This window comes from Sphingomonas lacusdianchii (assembly GCF_022664395.1).
In the GTDB taxonomy this organism is placed as follows: domain Bacteria; phylum Pseudomonadota; class Alphaproteobacteria; order Sphingomonadales; family Sphingomonadaceae; genus Sphingomonas; species Sphingomonas lacusdianchii.
Genome location: NZ_JAKRET010000001.1, coordinates 113,350 through 132,202 on the forward strand (window position 1 = coordinate 113,350; position 18,853 = coordinate 132,202).

Below are 18,853 nucleotides of genomic sequence, written 5' to 3' on the forward strand. Positions count from 1 at the left end.
GGTCCGCAGTCCGTTTCCCGCTAACGCCCATTTTCCGTCACCGTGCGTTGAAGTACGGGACCGCGTTCTGTGCCCCCGCATGGTAGATTGATATAGGTTATGTTGTTAGTGTCGGGCATGGTGATTCAGGACCGTAACGCGTGACTCCGGCGGCACGGACCCAGGCTACGATCGATCTGGTCGACGCGATCCTCGACGCTGCACGCACCGGCGGTGCAGCAGGGGATCAGGTCGCCAAGCGGTTCTTCGCCGCGCGCCGCTATGCGGGATCGAAGGACCGCCGCGCGATCCGTACGCTCGCCTATGACGCGGTTCGCCGTTTTGGTGCGGTCCCCCTCAATGCCCGTGCTACGATCGTCGCGTTGGCGGACGACGATGCCGATCTCGCCGCTACCTTCGACGGATCGTCCTATGGTCCGGCACCGATCGCACCGGACGAGCCGCGCGCCGAAACCAGCTATGCACCGGCATGGCTCGTCGATGCGCTGCACGGTGCCGGGCTCGACGATACCGATCTCGCGGCGTTGCTCGAACGGGCTCCGCTCGACATTCGCGTCAACCGCCTGCGCACCGACCGCGAATCGCTGCTCGCCGAACTGGGTGGCGAACCGGCCCCCGACCTGCCCGACGCGATCCGACTCCCGGCCGATACGCTGCCCGATAGCGATGCGTTGCGCGACGGCCGTGCCGAAGTACAGGATTTCGGCAGCCAGATCGTATCGCTCGCCGCCTGTGCCGAACCGGGCGGATTCGCGATCGATCTGTGCGCCGGCGGCGGCGGCAAGACGCTCGCCATCGCCGCACAGATGACGGGGCAGGGGCGCATCCTCGCCACCGATACCGATCGCCCGCGGCTGTCGCGTCTTGCCCCGCGTGCGGCCCGCGCCGGGGTGACGATCGCCGAGCCGCGTCTGCTCGATCCGGGCAAGGAAGCCGCGATGCTCGCGGATGTCGCCGGACAGGCGGACTGGGTGATCGTCGACGCCCCCTGTTCGGGCACTGGCACGTGGCGGCGCAATCCGGAGGCACGCTGGCGGCTGACCCCCGACCGGCTCCATCGCGTGGTCGCGACGCAGGCACGCCTGCTCGACGTCGCCGCCGGCCTCACCTCGCCTACCGGTACCATCACCTATGTCGTCTGTTCGTTGCTTGATGCCGAAGGGGCGGGGCAGGTCGATGCGTTTCTGACGCGCAACCCTGTTTGGCGCGCGCTGCCGCTTGCATTGCCGCGCGGGCACGTCCACGGTTCGGGAATGCGCCTGACCCCGGCATCCGATTCAACCGACGGCTTCTTCGTCGCGCGCCTCGGCCGGGCATAGGGCGGTGTCGCATTCGGAGAAATTGATGCGGTTCACCTCGGTTTCGGTCGCGGCCGCACTTGCTTTGGTCTGCGCGTCGACCTCGCTCAGCGGGCAGCGCCCCGACAATCAGATCGACCCGCGATCGACCGCGCTGCTGCAACAGGGACGTGCCGCACAGGCTGCCGGCAATATCGAAGGCGCCGTCGGACTGATCGAAAGCGCGCTCGTCGTCGATCCGCGCAATCGCCCCGCTTATATCGCACTTGCCGATATCGCGCGCGGACAGGGCCTGCCCGGAAAGTCGATCCGCCTGTATCGCGAGGCGCTGAGCCTCGAACCCAATGATGTCGTCGCGCTGAAGGGCGAGGGCGAGGCACTGGTCCAGAAGGGCGCCGTCACCAGGGCGCGCGAAACGCTGGCGAGGCTCAAGACCGTCTGCGGCGCGACGTGCCCCGCCGCAACCGAACTGGCGGGAGTCATCGCCAAGGGCCCGCCGGTTACCGCCACGGCGCAGCAGACGCCGCCGGCCGTGCCAGGGACGCCGGCAACGACCCAGCAATAACCGGCGTCAGCCCGCGTCCAGCTGTCGGGCAAGCGCCACGAATTCCGCGACGCTGACCGTTTCCGCGCGGCGGGTCGGGTCGATGCCGATCGCCTCGGCCGCTTCGATCGCACCGGGCACCGCCTTCAAGCTCTGGCGCAGCATTTTGCGTCGCTGGCCGAACGCGGCGGCGGTCAGACGTTCCAGCGTCCTGAGCGACACACCGTCGGGCGCTTCGGTCGGCACGACATGCACCACGGCCGACATGACCTTGGGCGGCGGGGTGAAGGCGCTGCGATGCACCGGCATCGCGATCCGGGCGGCACTGCGCCACTGCGCCAGCACGGCGAGCCGTCCATAGGCGTCGTCATTGGCATGGGCGACGATCCGGTCGGCAACCTCGCGCTGGAACATCAGCGTCAAGCTGCGCCACCAGGGCTGCCAGTCGCTCGACAGCCACCCCACGAACAGCGCGGTGCCGACATTGTACGGCAGGTTGGAGGCGATATGCGGCCGCCCTTCGAACAGCGACGGCGCGTCGATCTCCAGCGCATCGCCCTCGATGACCCGCAACCGTCCCGGAAACGCCGCGCCCAGTTCCCCGAGTGCGGGGATACAGCGCCGGTCGCGTTCGATCGCGGTCACCTTCGCCCCGGCCAGCAGCAACGCGCGGGTCAGCCCGCCCGGACCGGGACCGACCTCCAGCACTTCCTGATCGTGCAGGTCGCCGGGCACGCGCGCGATCCGGTCGAGCAATTGCTGGTCGAACAGGAAATTCTGCCCCAGCGCCTTGTTCGCCGACAGGTCGTGGCGCTTGATGACGTCGCGCAGCGGCGGCAGGTCGCCGACCGGGGCGACGCTCACGCTGCGGCCCGGCGCGCGGCGGCTTCGCCCGCCATGCGGATCGCCGCGATCATCGCGCCCGGCTCCGCCCGGTCCTGCCCGGCAATGTCGAAGGCAGTCCCGTGATCGGGCGAGGTCCGCACGATCGGCAGGCCGAGGGTGATGTTGACGCCGTCATCGAAATGCAGCGTCTTGATCGGGATCAGCGCCTGATCGTGATAGGCGCACAGCGCCGCATCGTATCGCGCGCGGGCACGGGGATGGAACATCGTATCGGCGGCCAGCGGCCCGACGATATCGATCCCCTCGGCGCGCAGCAGTTCGACGGCGGGGATCATCACCTCGATTTCCTCGCGTCCGATCGCGCCGCCTTCCCCGGCATGGGGATTGAGCCCGGCCAGCGCGAGACGCGGTGTTGCGATCCCGAAGTCGCGGGTGAGGCCCCGCGCCGTCGCCCGCGCGCGGGCGACCAGCAGATCGATGGTCAGCACATGCGGTACCGCCGACAGCGGTTCGTGGATCGTCAGCGGCACGACCCGCAACGTCGGACCGGCCAGCATCATCACGGCATTCTCGCGCGCGACGCCGCAACGTTCGGCGACGAATTCGGTCTGCCCCGGATAGTCGAATCCGATCCGGTACAAATCGGCCTTCGACACCGGTGCGGTGACCAGCCCCGATGCCGCATCGGACCGCGCCAGACCCGCCGCCAGTTCCAGCGACTGCAACGCACAGCGCGCGCCGCCGATATCGGGGCGTCCGGGGATGATCGCGTCGCCAACGACCACCGACACGACCGGCAATGCCCGGCTGCAAACCTGCGCCGCATCGCGCGGATCGTCGATCCGTTCGACCGGACCGTTCCACACTGCCGACACCGCCGCGACGTCGCCGACTGCGAAGAAGCAGGGGAGGCGTTCCACGTCCCGCCGTTCCCATGCCTTGGCGATCACTTCCGGACCGATTCCCGCCGGATCGCCCATCGATACCGCTAACGGCGCGATCGCCGGCATCGTACCCGCTCCCTCAACGATATTCGATCACCGCGTCGCGCCGCAGGTCGCGCATCATCCGCTGCGCCCGCAGGTTGACGCGTTCCTGCTCCAGTCCCTGCTGGATTTGTGCGGCGCTGGGCAGCGCGCCGTTACGCGGATCTTCGCGACCGCACACGACCAGCACGCGCACGCCATCCTTGGGCGAACCGAAGGGCGGGGTCGCCTGTCCGACGTTCAGCTTCAGGATGATTTCCTGCAACGCCGGCGGCAGGCTGCGGACGGTGACCGCGTCATTGTCGACGATCTCGGCCTTCTGCGTCTGTGCGACCTTGGTCGCGTCGCCGCAGCCGCGGATCGCCTGCGTCGCTTCGGTGAAGGCGGCGACCTTCGCGCTCGCCTGCGCCTCGGTGGTGCCGGCGGGGAAGGGCAGGAAGAGCTGCCGCAACGCCAGCTTGGCGTCGCGCGGATCGGCCGTCAGCACCTGCCGCTTGTCGGCCAGATACAGGATCGAATAGCCGCCCGGCACCTCGATCGGTCCGGCGATCTGCCCGACCTGCATCTGCTGCGCGGCGCGCTGTAACGGCTCGGGCAACATGTTCAGCCTTACGAAGCCCAGATCGCCGCCGACCGCGCGGGTCGATGCCTCGGAAAAGTTGCGCGCGAAATATTCGAACGGAGCGCCCTGGCGGATCTGTTCGATCATCTTGGTCATGCCGCCCTGCACCTCGGCGGCGCGATCGGGGGTGGCGCTCATATAGATTTCGCGCAGGCTAAATTCTTCGGCGCCCTTGGATTCTTCCATGCGCTTGATGACCGCGGCGACCTCTTCTTCACCGACATTTACAAACGGCTCGACCTGTCGCCGCAGCAGCCGGCTCCATGCCAGTTCGCCCTCGATCTGCCGCCGCAGCGACCGGTCCGACGATCCCACCGTGCGCAGATAGGCGCGAAGCTGTTCGGGCGTCTGATTGAACCGCTGCTTGGCCAGCCGGTTGAAGCTCTGCTCCAGTTCGGCCGGCGTGACGGTGATGTCCTTCGCCTTGGCCTGCTGGATCTGCAGCGTTTCGTCGATCAACTGGCGCACGACCTGCTGGCGCAATACCTCGCGGTCCTGCTCGCTCAGCTTGAAATCGTTCAGCGCGACGATCAACGCCATGCGCTGGTCGACATCGGTGCCGGTCAGCACCGTGTCGTTCACGATCGCGGTCGGCTTGCGGATATTGGGGTCCAGCTTGCCGAAGATCGTCGGGTTACCCGGCAGGTTCAGATTGGCGCCGGGCACGTCCTGCCCGTCGCCCACGGTCTGCGCCGCCAGCGAGGCGGCGGCGGCGATCGCGACGAAACCGGCGATCGAACGGCCGATGCGGCCGACATTCACGATGTTGTTGGTCACTTGGTCGTCTTATCCCATGCGCGCGAATTCAGGGCGGTGCCGCACCATTCGGGCAAATTCATGACCCGCCGCGCCTGAACAGGGCCTTATCGTCCCAGGTTCTTCAATGCCAGCGTTACCAGATAGCTGCTGCCGCTGCGCGCGTCGCCGATCCGCTGGTAATCGCGCTTCCACGTCAGGCCGAGCCGCAGGCAGTCGTCCTCATACTGGACACCCAGCCGGTGGCGGATCGGATCATAACCATCGGACAGCGAGAGCGAATCCTCCGACTTGTCGGTCAGGTCGACTGTCGCCGAACCGAACGCCGACCAGAATGGACCATAGGCGATCCGCCCCGCGACGCGAATTTCCTCGCGGTCCTGCAAATCCTCCAGCTCGTCGATATCGCGGTTCAGCCGCAGATAGCCGACCTGCAGATAGGTCCGCCGGCTGCCGACCGTCGCGTCGAGTTCGTTGCGGCGAATCTTCAGCCCGTCCTTGTCGAGCCGGTAGCGATGGGTGAACGTCACCAGTTCGCGAAACCGGATATCGGTCCGCCCGACGAAATCCGACCAGCGGTCGTCCAGCCCGGTGCCGCTCGGCAGGATGCTGGCGCGTTCGCTGGCGCGGTAGCTCTGCCCGATCGTCGCCGCCACCGCGACGCCCGGCAGATCGATCGCATAGTCGAGGCCATAGGTGATGCGCGACGAATCCTCGAACCGGTCGTACCCCGCGAAGCGGTTGAGCGCGAACAGATTCGAATCCTCCAGATCGACGGCCCGCGCATCCTCGTTCGGGACCTGCAGATTGGCGATCTTGGGCGACGCGACCAGTTGCACGCGCGGGCTGATCCGCTGCGTGCCGCCGCCGATCGCGCCGACGAACGGCCAGCGGATATCGACCGCCGCCGCCGCGATGCCGCGCGGGGTGAAGCCTTCGTCACCGCGATAGCTGAGCACCGCCGTATCGATCGTGTCGTGCGCATTATAGACGTCGCCACGCGCATAGGCGGTGACCGTCACCTCCTGCCCAAGCGGCGTATAGCGCGTCAGGTCCCAGCGCGCGGCGGCAAAGGCACGCTGCGTATCCTGTCCCTCGCTGCGCCCGATCGCCAACGTGTTCAACTGTACCTGCGCGACGCCACCCAACAGGCCGTTGAACCGGCGGCGATAGTCGATTTCGGGCAGCGCCACCGGCTGCATGCCCTGATCGTCGCCGACCCGAAGCGTCTGCACCGCCCAGCCGCTGATCGTCAGCATCGAGTCGCGATCGATCCGCTCGACCGTCACATTGTTGCGCAGCCGGTCGTCGCGCGAAATATCGTAGCGGCGCAGGAAGGTCTGGTCGGTGGTATAGCGCAGCGATCCCGACACCGCCCAGTTCGGGTCGAGCTGGAATCGCCCGACCGCGTCGAAATAGCCACGGAACGACTGTTCGCTCCCCGTCGGCACGATGCCGAGCACAAGGTCGTCGCTCCGCCGGCTGACCGTCGCATAGCCCTGTACCCGATATGCGCCCTTCGACGTCAGCGCACGGTAATCGCCCTGCAGCATCGGCAGCACCGCGGTATAGACGTGCGGCGCGATCGTCAGGTCGCGATTGGGCGCCAGACTGAAGTAATAGGGGACGGCAACCTCGACCCCGTTGACCCTGTCGAGCCGGATCGACGGCGCCAGCAGCCCCGAATCGCTGCCATCGCCGATCGAGTGCGAGAAGGATGGCAGCGGGATTGTCGGCAGGCCGAAGATGGTCAGTCCCGCGCCGGTATAGCGGATGCGCTTGCGGATCGGATCGTAGCGGACCTTGATCGCGGTGATCTTCCACGACGGCTCCTTCGGGCATCCTGCCGAGTTCGTCACCGAACACGGCGTATAGGCCGCGCTTTCGACGGTCACGACGCCGTTTTCGGAACGGGTACCGCGCTTCGCCGCGATCCGCCCGCCTTCGTCGAGCACCACCAGCATATTGTCGACCACGCCGTCCTTCAGCGTGTCGGTCAGCTCGATCCGGTCGCCGTACGCAACGTCGCCCTGCGGGTTGGTCACCGCGATATTGCCGTCGGCGACGACCTGTCCGGTCTTGCGGTTCCACGTCACCCGATCGGCGCGCAGCCGGTTGCCCTCGCGCAGCAGCCGCACCTCGCCGCTAGCCGTCACGATATCGGCGTTGCTGTCATATTCCAGCAGGTCGGACGAGAAATCGATCTGGTCGCCGGTCGGCGGGGTGGGCAGCGCCTGTTCGGGCGCGGGCGGGGGTGCTGGCCGATCCTGCAAATCCTGCGCACAGGCCGGCCCGCCGAACGCCAATGTCAACCCAAGGGCAAGCGAGCCGATCGAACGCACCACTAGTTCCGCTTCCCCTTGTCGCCGCCCGCTGGCGACCTTGTCGGCAGTGCCTATCGCATCGTGCAGCGGGAACCGCAATCGCTGTCCACCCGCTTTACCTGCCCGCAACAGCGGGCCTAGAAGGCGGCAGCGCCCATGTGCGCCAGCGTAGAAGGAAGTGCATGTCGATCTCGATCCAGTTCGCCCCCGACCGGGGAACCGCCACCGCCCTTGTCCTGCCCGTCGCCAGCGGGGGACTCGACCGGATCGCCGCGGCCGGGCTCGACGATGCCACTACGGCACTGGTCGCCGGCGCCGCCCGTGCCGGCCGGTTCGAGGGCGAGGCCGGGTCGATGGCCGAAATCTTCGTACCCGGTGACGGCGACAGCGCTGATCGCGTCATCCTGCTCGGCATCGGCGCCGGCGACGGCGCTGCGCTGGAAAAGGCGGGCGGCGCGCTTACCGGGCGCTTCCTGCTGTCGGGGCTGACCGGGCTGACCGTCGATTTCGCTGGCATTAACGTGTCGGCGGCATCGGTTGCACGCTTCGCGGCGACGGCGGCCCAGCGCGGCTGGCGGCAGGATGGCTATCGGACGAAGATGCCCGAAAAGTCGAAGCCAACGCTGACGACGATCACCATCGCCAACGCTCCGGACGGCATCGACGACGCCTTCGTCGCCGCCGATGCGATCACCCGGGGACTGGACCTGACCCGTACGCTGGTCACCGATCCGCCGAACATCCTCTACCCGGTCAGCTTCGTCGAAAAATGCCGCGAACTGGCCGATCTCGGCATCGAACTCACCATCCTAGACGAACGGCAGATGTCCGAACTCGGCATGGGCGCGCTGCTCGGCGTCAGCCTCGGCTCCGAAAAGGAAGCGCGCCTGCTCGCCATGCGCTGGAACGGCAAGGGTGAGGGCGATGTCGACCTCGCCTTGGTGGGCAAGGGGGTGACCTTCGACACCGGCGGCATTTCGCTCAAGCCCGGACCCGGGATGGAAGACATGAAGTGGGACATGGGCGGCGCGGGCGCGGTCGCCGGCGCGATGAAGGCGCTGGCGTCGCGCAAGGCGAAGGCCAATGTCGTCGGCGTCGTCGGGCTGGTCGAGAACATGCCGGATGGCAAGGCGCAGCGCCCCGGCGACGTCGTCACCAGCATGTCGGGCCAGACGATCGAAATCCTCAACACCGATGCCGAGGGGCGTCTGGTGCTGTGCGACGTGCTGACCTGGGTCCAGAAGACGCACAAGCCAGGAACCATCGTCGATCTCGCCACGCTGACCGGCGCGATGATCATCTCTTTGGGCAGCGAGCATGGCGGCATGTTCGCCAATGACGATTCGCTCGCCGACCAGCTGCTCGCTGCATCGCGTGAATCGGGCGACCTGTTGTGGCGCTTTCCGTTGTCGCCCGCCTATGACAAACTGCTCGACAGCCCGATCGCCGACATGAAGAATATCGGCCCGCGCGGCGCCGGATCGATCACCGCGGCGCAGTTCCTGAAGCGTTATATCGAGGACGGCGTCCGCTGGGCGCATCTCGACATCGCCGGCATGGTATGGGCCGACAAGCCTGGCAACCACCATGACAAGGGCGCGACCGGCTTCGGCGTGCGCCTGCTCGACCGGTTCGTCGCGGACAATTTCGAAGGTTGAGGCCCGACCGCCTCACACGTCATTCCAGCGCAGGCTGGAATGTCCTGCGGAAAGCACGGCACACCCGCCGCGAGAGACCCCAGCCTTCGCTGGGGTGACGGGTGGGGGAGGGCATACAAGCGAACCTATGAAAGTCGACTTCTACCACCTGACCCGCAGCCCGCTCGACCGCGTGCTCCCGCGCATCGCCGCGCGTCTGCACGGCGACGGCGAGCGGTTGCTCCTGGTGTCGGAGGATGCCGATCAGCGCCGCAATCTCGACATGCTGCTTTGGACCTACGCCCCCGACAGTTTCCTGCCGCACGCGCAGGCGGGGGCCGGAGAGGACAGCCTCCAAGCGGTGCTGATCGCTCCCGACGTCGTTGCGACCAAAACCGCCCGCAACATCGCGATCGTCGACGGCCGCTGGCGCGACGCGGCGCTGACCTTCGATCGCGCCTTCCACTTCTTTGGCGAAGACCATATCGCCGCCGCCCGCGCCGCGTGGAAGGGGCTGGCCGACCGCGACGGCGTCGAGCGCCGCTATTGGCGACAGGGCGACAATGGTTGGGAACAGGCGGCGTAACGCTTGCCTGTAACGCGGCGCCCGACTAGGGGGACCGTCAACTTCCAACCAGCAACGCAGGAGCTGCGACCACCATGGCCGCCACCCGTACCTTTTCGATCATCAAGCCCGACGCGACCCGCCGCAACCTGACCGGCGCCGTCACCAAGATGCTGGAGGAAGCCGGCCTGCGCGTCGTCGCTTCGAAGCGCATCCAGATGACCCGCGAACAGGCCGAAGGTTTCTACGGCGTGCACCGCGAGCGTCCCTTCTTCAACGACCTCGTGTCGTTCATGATCTCGGGCCCGGTCGTCGTGCAGGTCCTCGAAGGCGAAAACGCCGTGCAGGCGAACCGCGACATCATGGGCGCGACCAACCCGGCGAACGCCGAACCGGGCACGATCCGCAAGGAACTCGCCGAATCGATCGAAGCCAATTCGGTCCATGGCTCGGATTCGGAAGAGAATGCCAAGATCGAGATCGACTTCTTCTTCAAGCCGGAAGAGATTGTCGGCTGATCGATCGGCCGATCGAATGAAAAAAGGCCCGCTTCCGATGAGGAGGCGGGCCTTTTTTTGTTTCTGCGTTGGTCGGCTGCGAACTTGCCTCACCGTTCGTCCTGAGTAGCCGCTGAACCTGTCGAAGCGGCGTATCGAAGTACCGTTGGCGGCAGGTGCTTCGATACGAGCCTTCGACTGCGCTCAGCCCCTACGCAGCACGAACGGAAGCGGAAAAAGCTACCCCATTCTTCCATCCCGTTCGGGTCGAGCAGCTTCGAGCCTGCCGAGAAGATGGTCGGGTGAACCATGCCCCGCCTGGTTCACCCGACCCTCGTCGAGAACGGGCTGATTGGGCCACCCCTTCTCGACGACGGTTCTCGATAGGCTCGAACCTCCAATGGGATTGAGACCGAGGGGAGAGCCCCCCTTACTTCACCCCGGCAGTCGCCGCGACCGCCACAACCGGCGTGCCTGCCGACACCGCGGCCGTCGCCGGCACCGCAACCGGCGTCGCCGACTCGGTGAACGCCTTCAACTCGCGACCCGCCGGAATGCGCGCGCTCTTGCCCGTGACGAAGGGCGCCGCCGGCCACAGCAGCGCGACCGATGCCACCGTCGCGACGGTGTTGCCTTCGCCTTCCTGACGATATTTCCCGGTCACCGGGATGCGGCGACCGTTCAGGTCGATCGAGCGGACCTGGATTTCCATCTTGCCCGACTTGCCGAACGCACCCTTGCCGGTCAGCCAGGTGACTTCGCCCACGGCGGGTGTGCCCTTAGGAATTACGACATAATCGCCCAGCATCACGTCGGCAGCGACGGTCAGCCCGAACTTGTAGCCGACCTCGATGCGACCGCCCTTGGTCGTCAGGTCCTCGTTCATCGACAGCAGCACTTCAGTGTTCGCCGGCAGCTGCGCATTGGCAGTGGCGCCCCCACGCGCGACGGCGGTCACCGGCGCCGACTGGTCCTGCGCGACCGCAGCGGTCATCGACGCGCCAGCGAAAGCGGCGACGCAAAGCATCTTCACGAACGTCATGATCTTCCCCTCTACTTCCCCCCCATGGGAAGTCAGGCCGGATCGTATCCGATCGTGACGCCGCTGAATAGGGGCGGGAGAAGCGTGACTGAACCGAAACGGGGTTAACGCCCGCCCGCCTCCAGCAGTCCGCGCGGTGCCGCCAGTTCCCATGCATGGGCAACAGCATCGTCGATCGCGGCTGCGTCGCTATCCGGCAACGCCACCCAGCCATCGTCGCCGCGCACGGTCGCCGCGCCGTCCACCCGCACGAACGCTTCGCCTTCGACCAGAAAGACCGTCGCGCCATCCTCCTGTCGTTCCTCGACCCCCGGCAATACCTTCACTGCTTCACGGATATGGTCGAGCATCTCGGTCATCGCGTCACAAACTCCGTCAGGGTTCGCGGGTAGAGGCGATGTTCCTCCACCAGCACCCGCGCCGCCAGCGTATCGGGCGTATCGTCGGGCAGGATCGGAACGCGCGCCTGCGCCAATACGCTCCCGGCATCGAGTTCTTCGGTCACGACATGCACCGAACAGCCCGCCTCGGCATCGCCGGCGGCGATCGCCCGCGCATGGGTATCGAGGCCCTTATAGGCGGGCAGCAACGACGGATGGATATTGACGATCCGGTCGCGCCACTGGCCGACGAACCAGTCCGACAGCAACCGCATATAGCCGGCCAGCGCGATCGTCTCGACCCCGGCATCCCGCAGCGCACCGTCGATCGCCGCCTCATAGTCCGCTTTCGGGATGCCGCGCGGCGAATGGGCGAAGGTCGCGATGCCCGCTTCGGCAGCATGGGTCAGGCCGGCGGCATCGGGCTTGTCCGACGCCACCAGCACGACGTCATAGGGGCAGTCCGCCGCCTTGGCGGCTGCGATCAGCGCCGCCATGTTCGATCCCCGTCCCGAAATCAGGACGCCGACACGGTGTTTAGCCAAGATGCGTCGCGCTCCAGTCGCTCCGCGCGCTCCACGTCCCAGCACTGCCCTTGACGGTGCAGCCCTTGTCGCCCGCATCGACCGTGCCGATCCGCACCACCGTCTCGCCAGCCTCCGCCAGCGCCGCCGCGACCGCCTCGGCGTCCTCGGCAGCGACCAGCACCGCCATGCCGATGCCGCAGTTGAACGTCCGCGCCATCTCTTCGGGCTCGATATTGCCCTGCGCCTGCAGGAACGCCATCAAGCGCGACTGCTCCCACGCATCGGCATCGACCGTCGCATGCGCCCCTTGCGGAAGGACGCGCGGGATATTCTCCAGCAATCCGCCGCCGGTGATATGCGCCAGCCCGTGGATGCGCCCTTCGCGCAGCAGCGGCAGCAGCGACTTCACGTAGATCCGGGTCGGCGCCATCAGCGCGTCGATCAACAGTACGTCCTGATCGAACAGGGCAGGGCGGTCGAGCTTCCACCCCTTGTCGGCCGCCAGTCGCCGCACCAGCGAGAAGCCGTTCGAATGGACCCCCGACGATGCCAGCCCGAGGATGACGTCGCCCACCGCGACCTTGTCCCCGGTCAGCAGCTGCTCGCGCTCGACCGCACCGACGCAGAAGCCGGCAAGGTCGTAATCGCCGTCGGCATACATGCCCGGCATTTCGGCGGTCTCGCCCCCGATCAGCGCGCAGCCGGCCTGCCGGCACCCCTCGGCGATCGAGGCGACGACCCGCTCGGCGGTGTCGGCGACCAGCTTGCCGCTGGCATAATAGTCGAGGAAGAACAGCGGCTCGGCACCCTGCACGATCAGGTCGTTGGCGCACATCGCGACCAGATCGATACCGACCCCGTCATGTGCATTGTGTTCGATCGCCAGCTTCAGCTTGGTACCGACGCCGTCATTGGCGGCGACCAGCAACGGATCCTTGAACCCTGCCGCCTTCGGATCGAACACGCCGCCAAAGCCGCCCAGCTCGGCATCGGCCCCCGGCCGCCGCGTCGACTTCGCCAACGGCCCGATCGCGCGGACCAGGGCATTGCCCGCCGCGATCGAGACGCCTGCCTGTGCGTAGGTATAGCCGCCGCCGCGGTCCGCTTCGTTGCTCATTGGGTCCGACTAGCCACATCGCGCTTGGATTTCCACGCCTGCTTCGTCAAAAGGCGCGCATGACCTTGGTTCAGCCCCGCCGCATCCTTGCCGCCCTCGCATTGGGCGTGGTCGCGACCGGGGCGGTCGTGGCGCAGCAAGGCGGCGTCGCGCCGGTCGACGGATCGGGCAGCTTCGAGGTAAACGGTGTGCGCGTCGACGTCGCCGGCCGGACGGCGGAGGCGGCGCGCACCACCGGCTGGCGCCTCGCCCAGCGCAAGGGCTGGCAGATGCTGTCGCAGCGGCTGACCGGACAGGCCCGTTCGCTGCCCGACGGCACGCTCGATTCGTTGGTGACCAGCATCGTCGTCGAAAGCGAACAGATCGCGCCGAACCGCTACATCGCCCGGTTGGGTGTGCTGTTCAATCGTAGCCGCGCCGCCTCGATCCTCGGCATCGCCGGCGTGTCTGAGCGTAGCCCGGCAATGCTGGTGGTGCCGCTGATCTGGGACGGCGGCACCGGCACCGTCTTCGAACGTGCGACCCCGTGGCAGGCGGCATGGGCGCGGTTCCGCACCGGTGGCAGCGTTATGGACTATGTCCGGCCCAGCGGCACCGGCGCCGACGGCCTGCTGCTCAACGCCGGACAGGTGACGCGGCGCGGGCGTGGCTGGTGGCGCACCGTCCTCAACCAGTACGGCGCGTCCGACGTGCTCATCCCGCAGGTCCGCCTGTATCGCCAATGGCCCGGCGGCCCGGTGATCGGCACCTTCACCGCCGGCTACGGCCCCGACAACCGCCTGCTCGGCAGTTTCTCGCTCCGCGTCAATCAGGGCGATGCCGTTCCCGCGCTTCTCGACGAAGGCGTCCGCCGTCTCGATGCGCTGTATCAACAGGGGCTGCGCAGTGGCGCGCTCCGCCCCGACCTCGTCCTCGCCGCCCCGCCACCGGGCAGCGTGATCCTGCCTGACGAGGAGGAGATCGTCGACCCGACCAGCATCGACGCGGGCGCAACCCCGACGCCGGTTCCGACCGGCGACAGCGTCACACTGTCGATCCAGGCCGACACCCCGACCGTAGCCGCGGTCGAATCGACCGAGGCTGCGTTGCGATCGGTCCCCGGCGTCCGCTCGGCGGCGACCTCCAGCCTCGCGCTCGGCGGCGTATCGGTGCTGCGCGTGACGTTCGACGGCGATATCGCCATTCTCAGCGCCGCGCTCGAATCGCGCGGGTGGCAGGTGCAGCAGGGCGATGGCGCGCTGCGTATCCGTCGCCGCGCCGCCTCGACCCCGACCGCTCCGCCGAGTGCCCCGCAGGAATGACCAGTCTGCCTCGCGCTACGGTTCAGCTTACCCTGCCTCTCGAACTTCCCGCCGGCGCCCGGCAGGACCTGTTCCTTGTCGGGCCGTCGAACGAAGCCGCCGTCCACCATCTCGATCATTTCGCGACCTGGCCCGTCCAGGCGGCGCTGCTGGTCGGTCCGCGCAAATCGGGCCGTACGCTGCTCGCCCGGCTTTTCGCGGCGAAGAGCGGCGGGACGATCGCCGACGATGCCGATCGCTGGAGCGAGACCGAGCTGTTCCACGCATGGAACCGGGCACAGAGCGATGCCCGCCCGCTGCTGATCGTCGCCGATGCCGCGCCGCCGATCTGGCGGATCGGGCTGCCCGACCTGCGCTCGCGCATCAACGCGACGCCGGTGCTGCGCCTCGAAGCGCCCGACGACGTGCTGATCGAAACACTGCTGCAATATCTCTTCGACAGGAAGGAACTTGTCGCCGCGCCCGATCTGGTGCGCTGGCTTGCCCGCCGCGTCGAACGGAGCCACCTTGCGGTGCTTCGCATCGTCGAGGCTCTGGAGGAAGATGCCATGTTGCGCTCGACGCGCCGTCTGACCGTTCCCGCCGCGCGCGCCGCGCTGGCCGGCAATCCGTTGCTGCTGGACCGCCTGCTGTGAACGATCCCGTCCCCTCCGCCCGCACCACCGTCGCCGCCGCGCCCCAGGCACGCTATTTCAACCGCGAACTGTCGTGGCTGGCATTCAACCGTCGCGTACTCGACGAAGCGTGCAACCCCGACCATCCGCTGCTCGAACGGTTGCGCTTCCTGTCGATCTCGGCGACCAACATCGACGAATTTTTCATGGTCCGCGTCGCGGGCCTGAAGGGGCAGCAGATGCAGGAGGTAGGCCATGAATCGGTCGACGGCCTGACCCCGTCGCAGCAACTGGCCGCGATCACCGTCGACGCCGCCGGGCTGGTCGACAGCCAGCAGCGCATCTGGCGCGATATCGCGGCGCAACTGGCCGAGGCCGATATCAGCGTGCTCGGCGCCGACGCGCTGCATGGGGAGACCGAGGAATGGCTTGCCCGCTATTTCCGCGATCAGCTGTTCCCGGTGCTCACCCCGCAGGCGCTCGACCCGGCGCACCCGTTCCCCTTCATCCCGAACCTCGGTTCGGCCATGCTGTTCGACCTGATCCGCCGGTCGGACGAGGTCGAGGTGCGCGAGGTCGTGCTGCTCCCCTCGGCGATGCCGCGCTTCGTCCGCCTGCCGGGCAAGTCGGCGCGCTATGTCGCGATCGAAACCGTGCTGCGCCATTTTTCGGGGCAGTTCTTCCCCGGCTATGACGTGCGCGCCTCCGCCGCCTTCCGCGTCATCCGCGACAGCGATATCGAACTGGAGGAAGAGGCCGAGGATCTGGTCCTTTATTTCCGCACCGCGATCAAACGCCGCCGCCGCGGCAGGATCATTCGCCTCGAAATTGAATCGGGCATTTCCGACGAACTGGTCCAGCTGCTGCGCGACGAAATGGGCGGCAGCGATGCGCTCATCACCGAAACCGGCGGGTTCCTCGGCATCGGCGACCTGTCGATGCTGGTGGCGGAAGACCGGCCCGACCTCAAATTCCCGCCCTTTTCTCCGCGCTTTCCCGAACGCATCCGCGAATATGGCGGCGACTGTTTCGCGGCGATCCGGGCGAAGGACATCGTCGTCCACCACCCGTACGAAACCTTCGACGTGGTGCTCGCTTTCCTCAAGCAAGCCGCCGCCGATCCCGATGTCGTCGCGATCAAGCAGACGCTGTACCGCGCCGGCAAGCAATCCGCTGTCGTCGCTGCGCTGGTCGCTGCTGCCGAGGCCGGCAAGTCGGTGACCGCCGTCGTCGAACTGAAGGCCCGTTTCGACGAAGAGCAGAACCTGAACCTCGCCTCGGTGCTCGAACGCGCCGGGGTGCAGGTCGTCTACGGCTTCATCGAGTGGAAGACCCACGCGAAGATCTCGATGGTCGTCCGGCGCGAGGAGCAGGGCTATCGTACCTATTGTCACTTCGGCACCGGCAATTATCACCCGATCACCGCGCGCATCTACACCGACCTCAGCTTCTTCACCGCCGATCCGGTGATCGGTCGCGATGCGGCGCAGGTGTTCAACTACATCACCGGCTATGTCGAACCGCAGGCGCTGCAACAGCTTGCCATCAGTCCCCGCGACCTGCGCGACCGGCTGGAGGCGCTGATCGAGGGCGAGATTCAGACCGCCCGCGCCGGCGGCGAAGGTTCGATCTGGCTGAAGATGAACTCGCTGGTCGATCCGGCACTGATCGACAAGCTGTACGAGGCATCGGCGGCCGGCGTGCAGATCGACCTGATCGTGCGCGGCATCTGCTGCCTGCGGCCGGGCGTACCGGGCATGTCCGACAACATCCGCGTCAAATCGGTGGTCGGCCGCTTTCTCGAACACAGCCGCATCTATTGCTTCGGCAACGGACAAGCGCTGCCGAACGACGACGCACTGGTCTATGTATCTTCGGCCGACTGGATGCCGCGCAATTTCGACCGCCGCGTTGAATATCTGCTGCCGATCACCAACCCGACCGTTCACGACCAGGTGCTCGATCAGGTCATGGTCGCCAATCTGCTCGACACCGAACAAAGTTGGGACCTTGGTCCCGATGGCAGCTATCGCCGGATGGCGAAGGGTGACAAGCCGTTCAACCTGCACCGCTATTTCATGACCAACCCGTCGCTGTCCGGGCGCGGTGCGGCGATCGAGAGCGGGTCGGCAACGGTACCACAGAAACTGTCGCTGCGCGCATGGCGGGCGGCCCGGGAAGGAACGATGTGATCCGATTGCCGTGGAGCCGTCCCGCCACCATCGCCCATAGCGCGATCATCGACATCGGATCGAACTCGATCCGTCTGGTCGTCTATGGCGGGCCGGATCGCATCCCGGCGACGCTATTCAACGAGAAGGTGCTGGCGGGCCTCGGCCGCTCGCTGGCGGCGACCGGCACGATCGACGCGGAAGCATTTCGCGTCGCCGGCGCCGCGCTTGCGCGCTTCGCATGGCTGACGCGCGAGATGCAGGTCGATGTCGTCCGCACCGTCGCCACCGCCGCCGTTCGCGACGCCAGCAACGGCCACGACCTGATCGCGCTCGCCGAAGGCGTCGGGCTGACCGTCGAGACGCTATCGGGCGAGGAGGAGGCACAGGCTGCCGGCCACGGCGTGCTGTCGGCGATCCCTGATGCCGACGGCATCGTCGGCGACCTTGGCGGCGGCAGTCTCGAACTGGTCCGGGTAAGGGGCGGCAAGCTCGGCGAGCGTGTCTCCTTTCCGCTCGGTGTGCTGCGCATCGGCGCGATCCGCGAACGACGCGCGGGCGAACTCGACCGCACGGTACAGCGGATGGTGCGCGACGCCGGCTGGGCGGGGCAGGGGCGGGGACTGCCCTTCTATCTCGTCGGCGGATCATGGCGCGCGCTCGCGCGGCTCGACATGCATCTGACCGGCTATCCGCTGCCGATCGCCCATGGCTATGCGATATCACTTAACCGAATCAATGCGTTGCGGAAGATTCTTGCCGATCTTCCTCGTACCGATCTGAAGGCGGTGCCGAACCTGTCGGGCGGGCGGGTGCCGACTCTCGACAATGCGACGGCGGTGCTGGCGTCGATGACCAAGCATCTCGGTTCGGCGACGACAATGGTCTCGGCCTATGGCCTGCGCGAGGGGCTGCTCTACGCTGCCTTGCCCGCCGATGTCCGCGCACAGGATCCGTTGCTGATCGCCGCCCATGACGAAGGCGCCCGGCAGGGCCGCTTCGCCGAACATGGCGACCTGCTGCACAAGTGGATCGCGCCGCTATTCCCGGATGACGATGCCGCGATGGTCCGGCTGCGCCATGCCGCCTGCCTGCTCGCGGATGTGGGCTGGCACGCCAACCCCGAATTCCGCGCCGAACGCGGCGTCGAGATCGCGCTGCACGGCAACTGGGTGGCGATCGATGCCGCGGGCCGCGCAATCGTCGCGCAGGCGCTCTACAGTTGCCTTGGTGGCGGCGGCGACGCCGCGCCCGATCCGCTGCCCCGCCTCGCTCCGGCGGCGTCGCTTTCCACCGCGCACCGCTGGGGGCTGGCCATGCGGCTCGGCCAGCGTCTCAGCGGCGGCGTCGCGGCTCCCTTGCAGCGCACCGACCTGCGTCGTGGTCGCGGGCAGGTCGAACTGGTCGTTCCCGGCCGCGATACCGCGCTGTATGGCGAAGCCGTCCAGAAACGGCACAAGGCGCTCGCCACGGCGCTTGGTATGGAAGCGGCGCTGGTCACGAACTGACCGCGCTTTCCTACATAGCGCGAATTTGCAACCTTCCCGCCGTTCTTTCCACGGTCAGGATCACGAAACGCGCCGCACGAATGCGAAACCGCCAAAGTGTCAACTTCCGCGTCTGCCG

General features: G+C 67.1%; 17 protein-coding genes. 9 read left to right on the forward strand and 8 right to left on the reverse strand.

From position 1 onward, the window contains the following. The first annotated feature begins 140 nt into the window (after nucleotides 1-140). Both MF607_RS00535 and MF607_RS00540 read left to right on the forward strand, forming a co-directional pair. The gene (locus MF607_RS00535) at nucleotides 141-1,319 is read left to right on the forward strand and encodes an RsmB/NOP family class I SAM-dependent RNA methyltransferase (RefSeq protein WP_242115451.1); all 1,179 of its coding nucleotides are present in this window, start codon (nucleotides 141-143) and stop codon (nucleotides 1,317-1,319) included. A gap of 25 nt (nucleotides 1,320-1,344) precedes the next feature. Further along, complete coding sequence (locus MF607_RS00540; RefSeq protein WP_242115452.1) at nucleotides 1,345-1,863, forward strand: tetratricopeptide repeat protein; 519 nt, start codon at nucleotides 1,345-1,347, stop codon at nucleotides 1,861-1,863. A 6-nt stretch (nucleotides 1,864-1,869) separates the two neighbouring features. Here the strand turns inward: MF607_RS00540 and rsmA are convergent, their stop codons facing one another. The 4 genes from rsmA to MF607_RS00560 form a co-directional block, all read right to left on the reverse strand. Continuing rightward, nucleotides 1,870-2,706, reverse strand: a complete 837-nt coding sequence (rsmA, locus tag MF607_RS00545; protein ID WP_242115453.1) for a 16S rRNA (adenine(1518)-N(6)/adenine(1519)-N(6))-dimethyltransferase RsmA — start codon at nucleotides 2,704-2,706, stop codon at nucleotides 1,870-1,872. Then, entirely contained in the window at nucleotides 2,703-3,698 is a 996-nt protein-coding gene (gene pdxA / locus MF607_RS00550) for a 4-hydroxythreonine-4-phosphate dehydrogenase PdxA (protein WP_242115454.1), read from the reverse strand. Before pdxA ends, rsmA begins: the two co-directional genes overlap by 4 nt. 13 nt (nucleotides 3,699-3,711) lie before the next feature. After that, complete coding sequence (locus tag MF607_RS00555) at nucleotides 3,712-5,073, reverse strand: peptidylprolyl isomerase (protein WP_242115455.1); 1,362 nt, start codon at nucleotides 5,071-5,073, stop codon at nucleotides 3,712-3,714. Nucleotides 5,074-5,159: 86 nt separating this feature from the next. Next, nucleotides 5,160-7,394 (reverse strand): LPS-assembly protein LptD, encoded by a 2,235-nt coding sequence (locus MF607_RS00560; protein WP_242115911.1) that lies wholly within the window; start codon nucleotides 7,392-7,394, stop codon nucleotides 5,160-5,162. A gap of 170 nt (nucleotides 7,395-7,564) precedes the next feature. Between MF607_RS00560 and MF607_RS00565 the strand changes: the two genes are divergently transcribed. From MF607_RS00565 to ndk, 3 genes are all read left to right on the forward strand, one after another. Continuing rightward, nucleotides 7,565-9,034, forward strand: a complete 1,470-nt coding sequence (locus tag MF607_RS00565) for a leucyl aminopeptidase (RefSeq protein WP_431311883.1) — start codon at nucleotides 7,565-7,567, stop codon at nucleotides 9,032-9,034. A 127-nt stretch (nucleotides 9,035-9,161) separates the two neighbouring features. Further along, nucleotides 9,162-9,599: a DNA polymerase III subunit chi gene (locus tag MF607_RS00570; RefSeq protein WP_242115457.1), complete on the forward strand. Its 438-nt coding sequence runs from the start codon at nucleotides 9,162-9,164 to the stop codon at nucleotides 9,597-9,599. Nucleotides 9,600-9,673: 74 nt separating this feature from the next. Beyond that, nucleotides 9,674-10,096: a nucleoside-diphosphate kinase gene (gene ndk, locus MF607_RS00575; protein WP_242115458.1), complete on the forward strand. Its 423-nt coding sequence runs from the start codon at nucleotides 9,674-9,676 to the stop codon at nucleotides 10,094-10,096. Nucleotides 10,097-10,505: 409 nt separating this feature from the next. On the opposite strand, the gene MF607_RS00580 is transcribed toward ndk, so the two are convergent. From MF607_RS00580 to purM, 4 genes are all read right to left on the reverse strand, one after another. After that, nucleotides 10,506-11,117, reverse strand: coding sequence for a hypothetical protein (locus MF607_RS00580; protein ID WP_242115459.1), 612 nt, complete (start codon nucleotides 11,115-11,117; stop codon nucleotides 10,506-10,508). A 104-nt stretch (nucleotides 11,118-11,221) separates the two neighbouring features. Further along, nucleotides 11,222-11,476: a hypothetical protein gene (locus MF607_RS00585; protein ID WP_242115460.1), complete on the reverse strand. Its 255-nt coding sequence runs from the start codon at nucleotides 11,474-11,476 to the stop codon at nucleotides 11,222-11,224. Beyond that, nucleotides 11,473-12,045: a phosphoribosylglycinamide formyltransferase gene (gene purN, locus MF607_RS00590; RefSeq protein WP_431311884.1), complete on the reverse strand. Its 573-nt coding sequence runs from the start codon at nucleotides 12,043-12,045 to the stop codon at nucleotides 11,473-11,475. The genes MF607_RS00585 and purN overlap by 4 nt, the downstream gene beginning before the upstream one ends. Beyond that, nucleotides 12,035-13,141 (reverse strand): phosphoribosylformylglycinamidine cyclo-ligase, encoded by a 1,107-nt coding sequence (gene purM, locus MF607_RS00595; RefSeq protein WP_242115461.1) that lies wholly within the window; start codon nucleotides 13,139-13,141, stop codon nucleotides 12,035-12,037. The genes purN and purM overlap by 11 nt, the downstream gene beginning before the upstream one ends. A 59-nt stretch (nucleotides 13,142-13,200) precedes the next feature. Between purM and MF607_RS00600 the strand changes: the two genes are divergently transcribed. Genes MF607_RS00600 through MF607_RS00615 form a run of 4 tightly spaced genes read left to right on the forward strand, consistent with a single transcriptional unit; the run spans nucleotide 13,201 to nucleotide 18,735 of the window. Beyond that, nucleotides 13,201-14,442: a heavy-metal-associated domain-containing protein gene (locus MF607_RS00600; RefSeq protein WP_242115462.1), complete on the forward strand. Its 1,242-nt coding sequence runs from the start codon at nucleotides 13,201-13,203 to the stop codon at nucleotides 14,440-14,442. Further along, nucleotides 14,439-15,077, forward strand: a complete 639-nt coding sequence (locus MF607_RS00605) for a P-loop NTPase family protein (protein WP_242115463.1) — start codon at nucleotides 14,439-14,441, stop codon at nucleotides 15,075-15,077. The genes MF607_RS00600 and MF607_RS00605 overlap by 4 nt, the downstream gene beginning before the upstream one ends. Then, complete coding sequence (locus tag MF607_RS00610) at nucleotides 15,074-17,248, forward strand: RNA degradosome polyphosphate kinase (RefSeq protein WP_242115464.1); 2,175 nt, start codon at nucleotides 15,074-15,076, stop codon at nucleotides 17,246-17,248. The genes MF607_RS00605 and MF607_RS00610 overlap by 4 nt, the downstream gene beginning before the upstream one ends. Next, nucleotides 17,245-18,735: a Ppx/GppA phosphatase family protein gene (locus tag MF607_RS00615; RefSeq protein ID WP_242115465.1), complete on the forward strand. Its 1,491-nt coding sequence runs from the start codon at nucleotides 17,245-17,247 to the stop codon at nucleotides 18,733-18,735. The genes MF607_RS00610 and MF607_RS00615 overlap by 4 nt, the downstream gene beginning before the upstream one ends. The last annotated feature ends 118 nt before the right edge of the window (nucleotides 18,736-18,853 follow it).

Excerpts from the sequence above, each read along its gene's own strand:
- MF607_RS00600 (WP_242115462.1), top strand. The coding sequence starts at position 13,201 with ATGACCTTGGTTCAGCCCCGCCGCATCCTTGCCGCCCTCGCATTGGGC.
- pdxA (WP_242115454.1), bottom strand. The coding sequence starts at position 3,698 with ATGCCGGCGATCGCGCCGTTAGCGGTATCGATGGGCGATCCGGCGGGA.
- MF607_RS00580 (WP_242115459.1), bottom strand. The coding sequence starts at position 11,117 with ATGACGTTCGTGAAGATGCTTTGCGTCGCCGCTTTCGCTGGCGCGTCG.
- ndk (WP_242115458.1), top strand. The coding sequence starts at position 9,674 with ATGGCCGCCACCCGTACCTTTTCGATCATCAAGCCCGACGCGACCCGC.
- MF607_RS00540 (WP_242115452.1), top strand. The coding sequence starts at position 1,345 with ATGCGGTTCACCTCGGTTTCGGTCGCGGCCGCACTTGCTTTGGTCTGC.
- MF607_RS00605 (WP_242115463.1), top strand. The coding sequence starts at position 14,439 with ATGACCAGTCTGCCTCGCGCTACGGTTCAGCTTACCCTGCCTCTCGAA.
- MF607_RS00570 (WP_242115457.1), top strand. The coding sequence starts at position 9,162 with ATGAAAGTCGACTTCTACCACCTGACCCGCAGCCCGCTCGACCGCGTG.
- purM (WP_242115461.1), bottom strand. The coding sequence starts at position 13,141 with ATGAGCAACGAAGCGGACCGCGGCGGCGGCTATACCTACGCACAGGCA.
- MF607_RS00585 (WP_242115460.1), bottom strand. The coding sequence starts at position 11,476 with ATGACCGAGATGCTCGACCATATCCGTGAAGCAGTGAAGGTATTGCCG.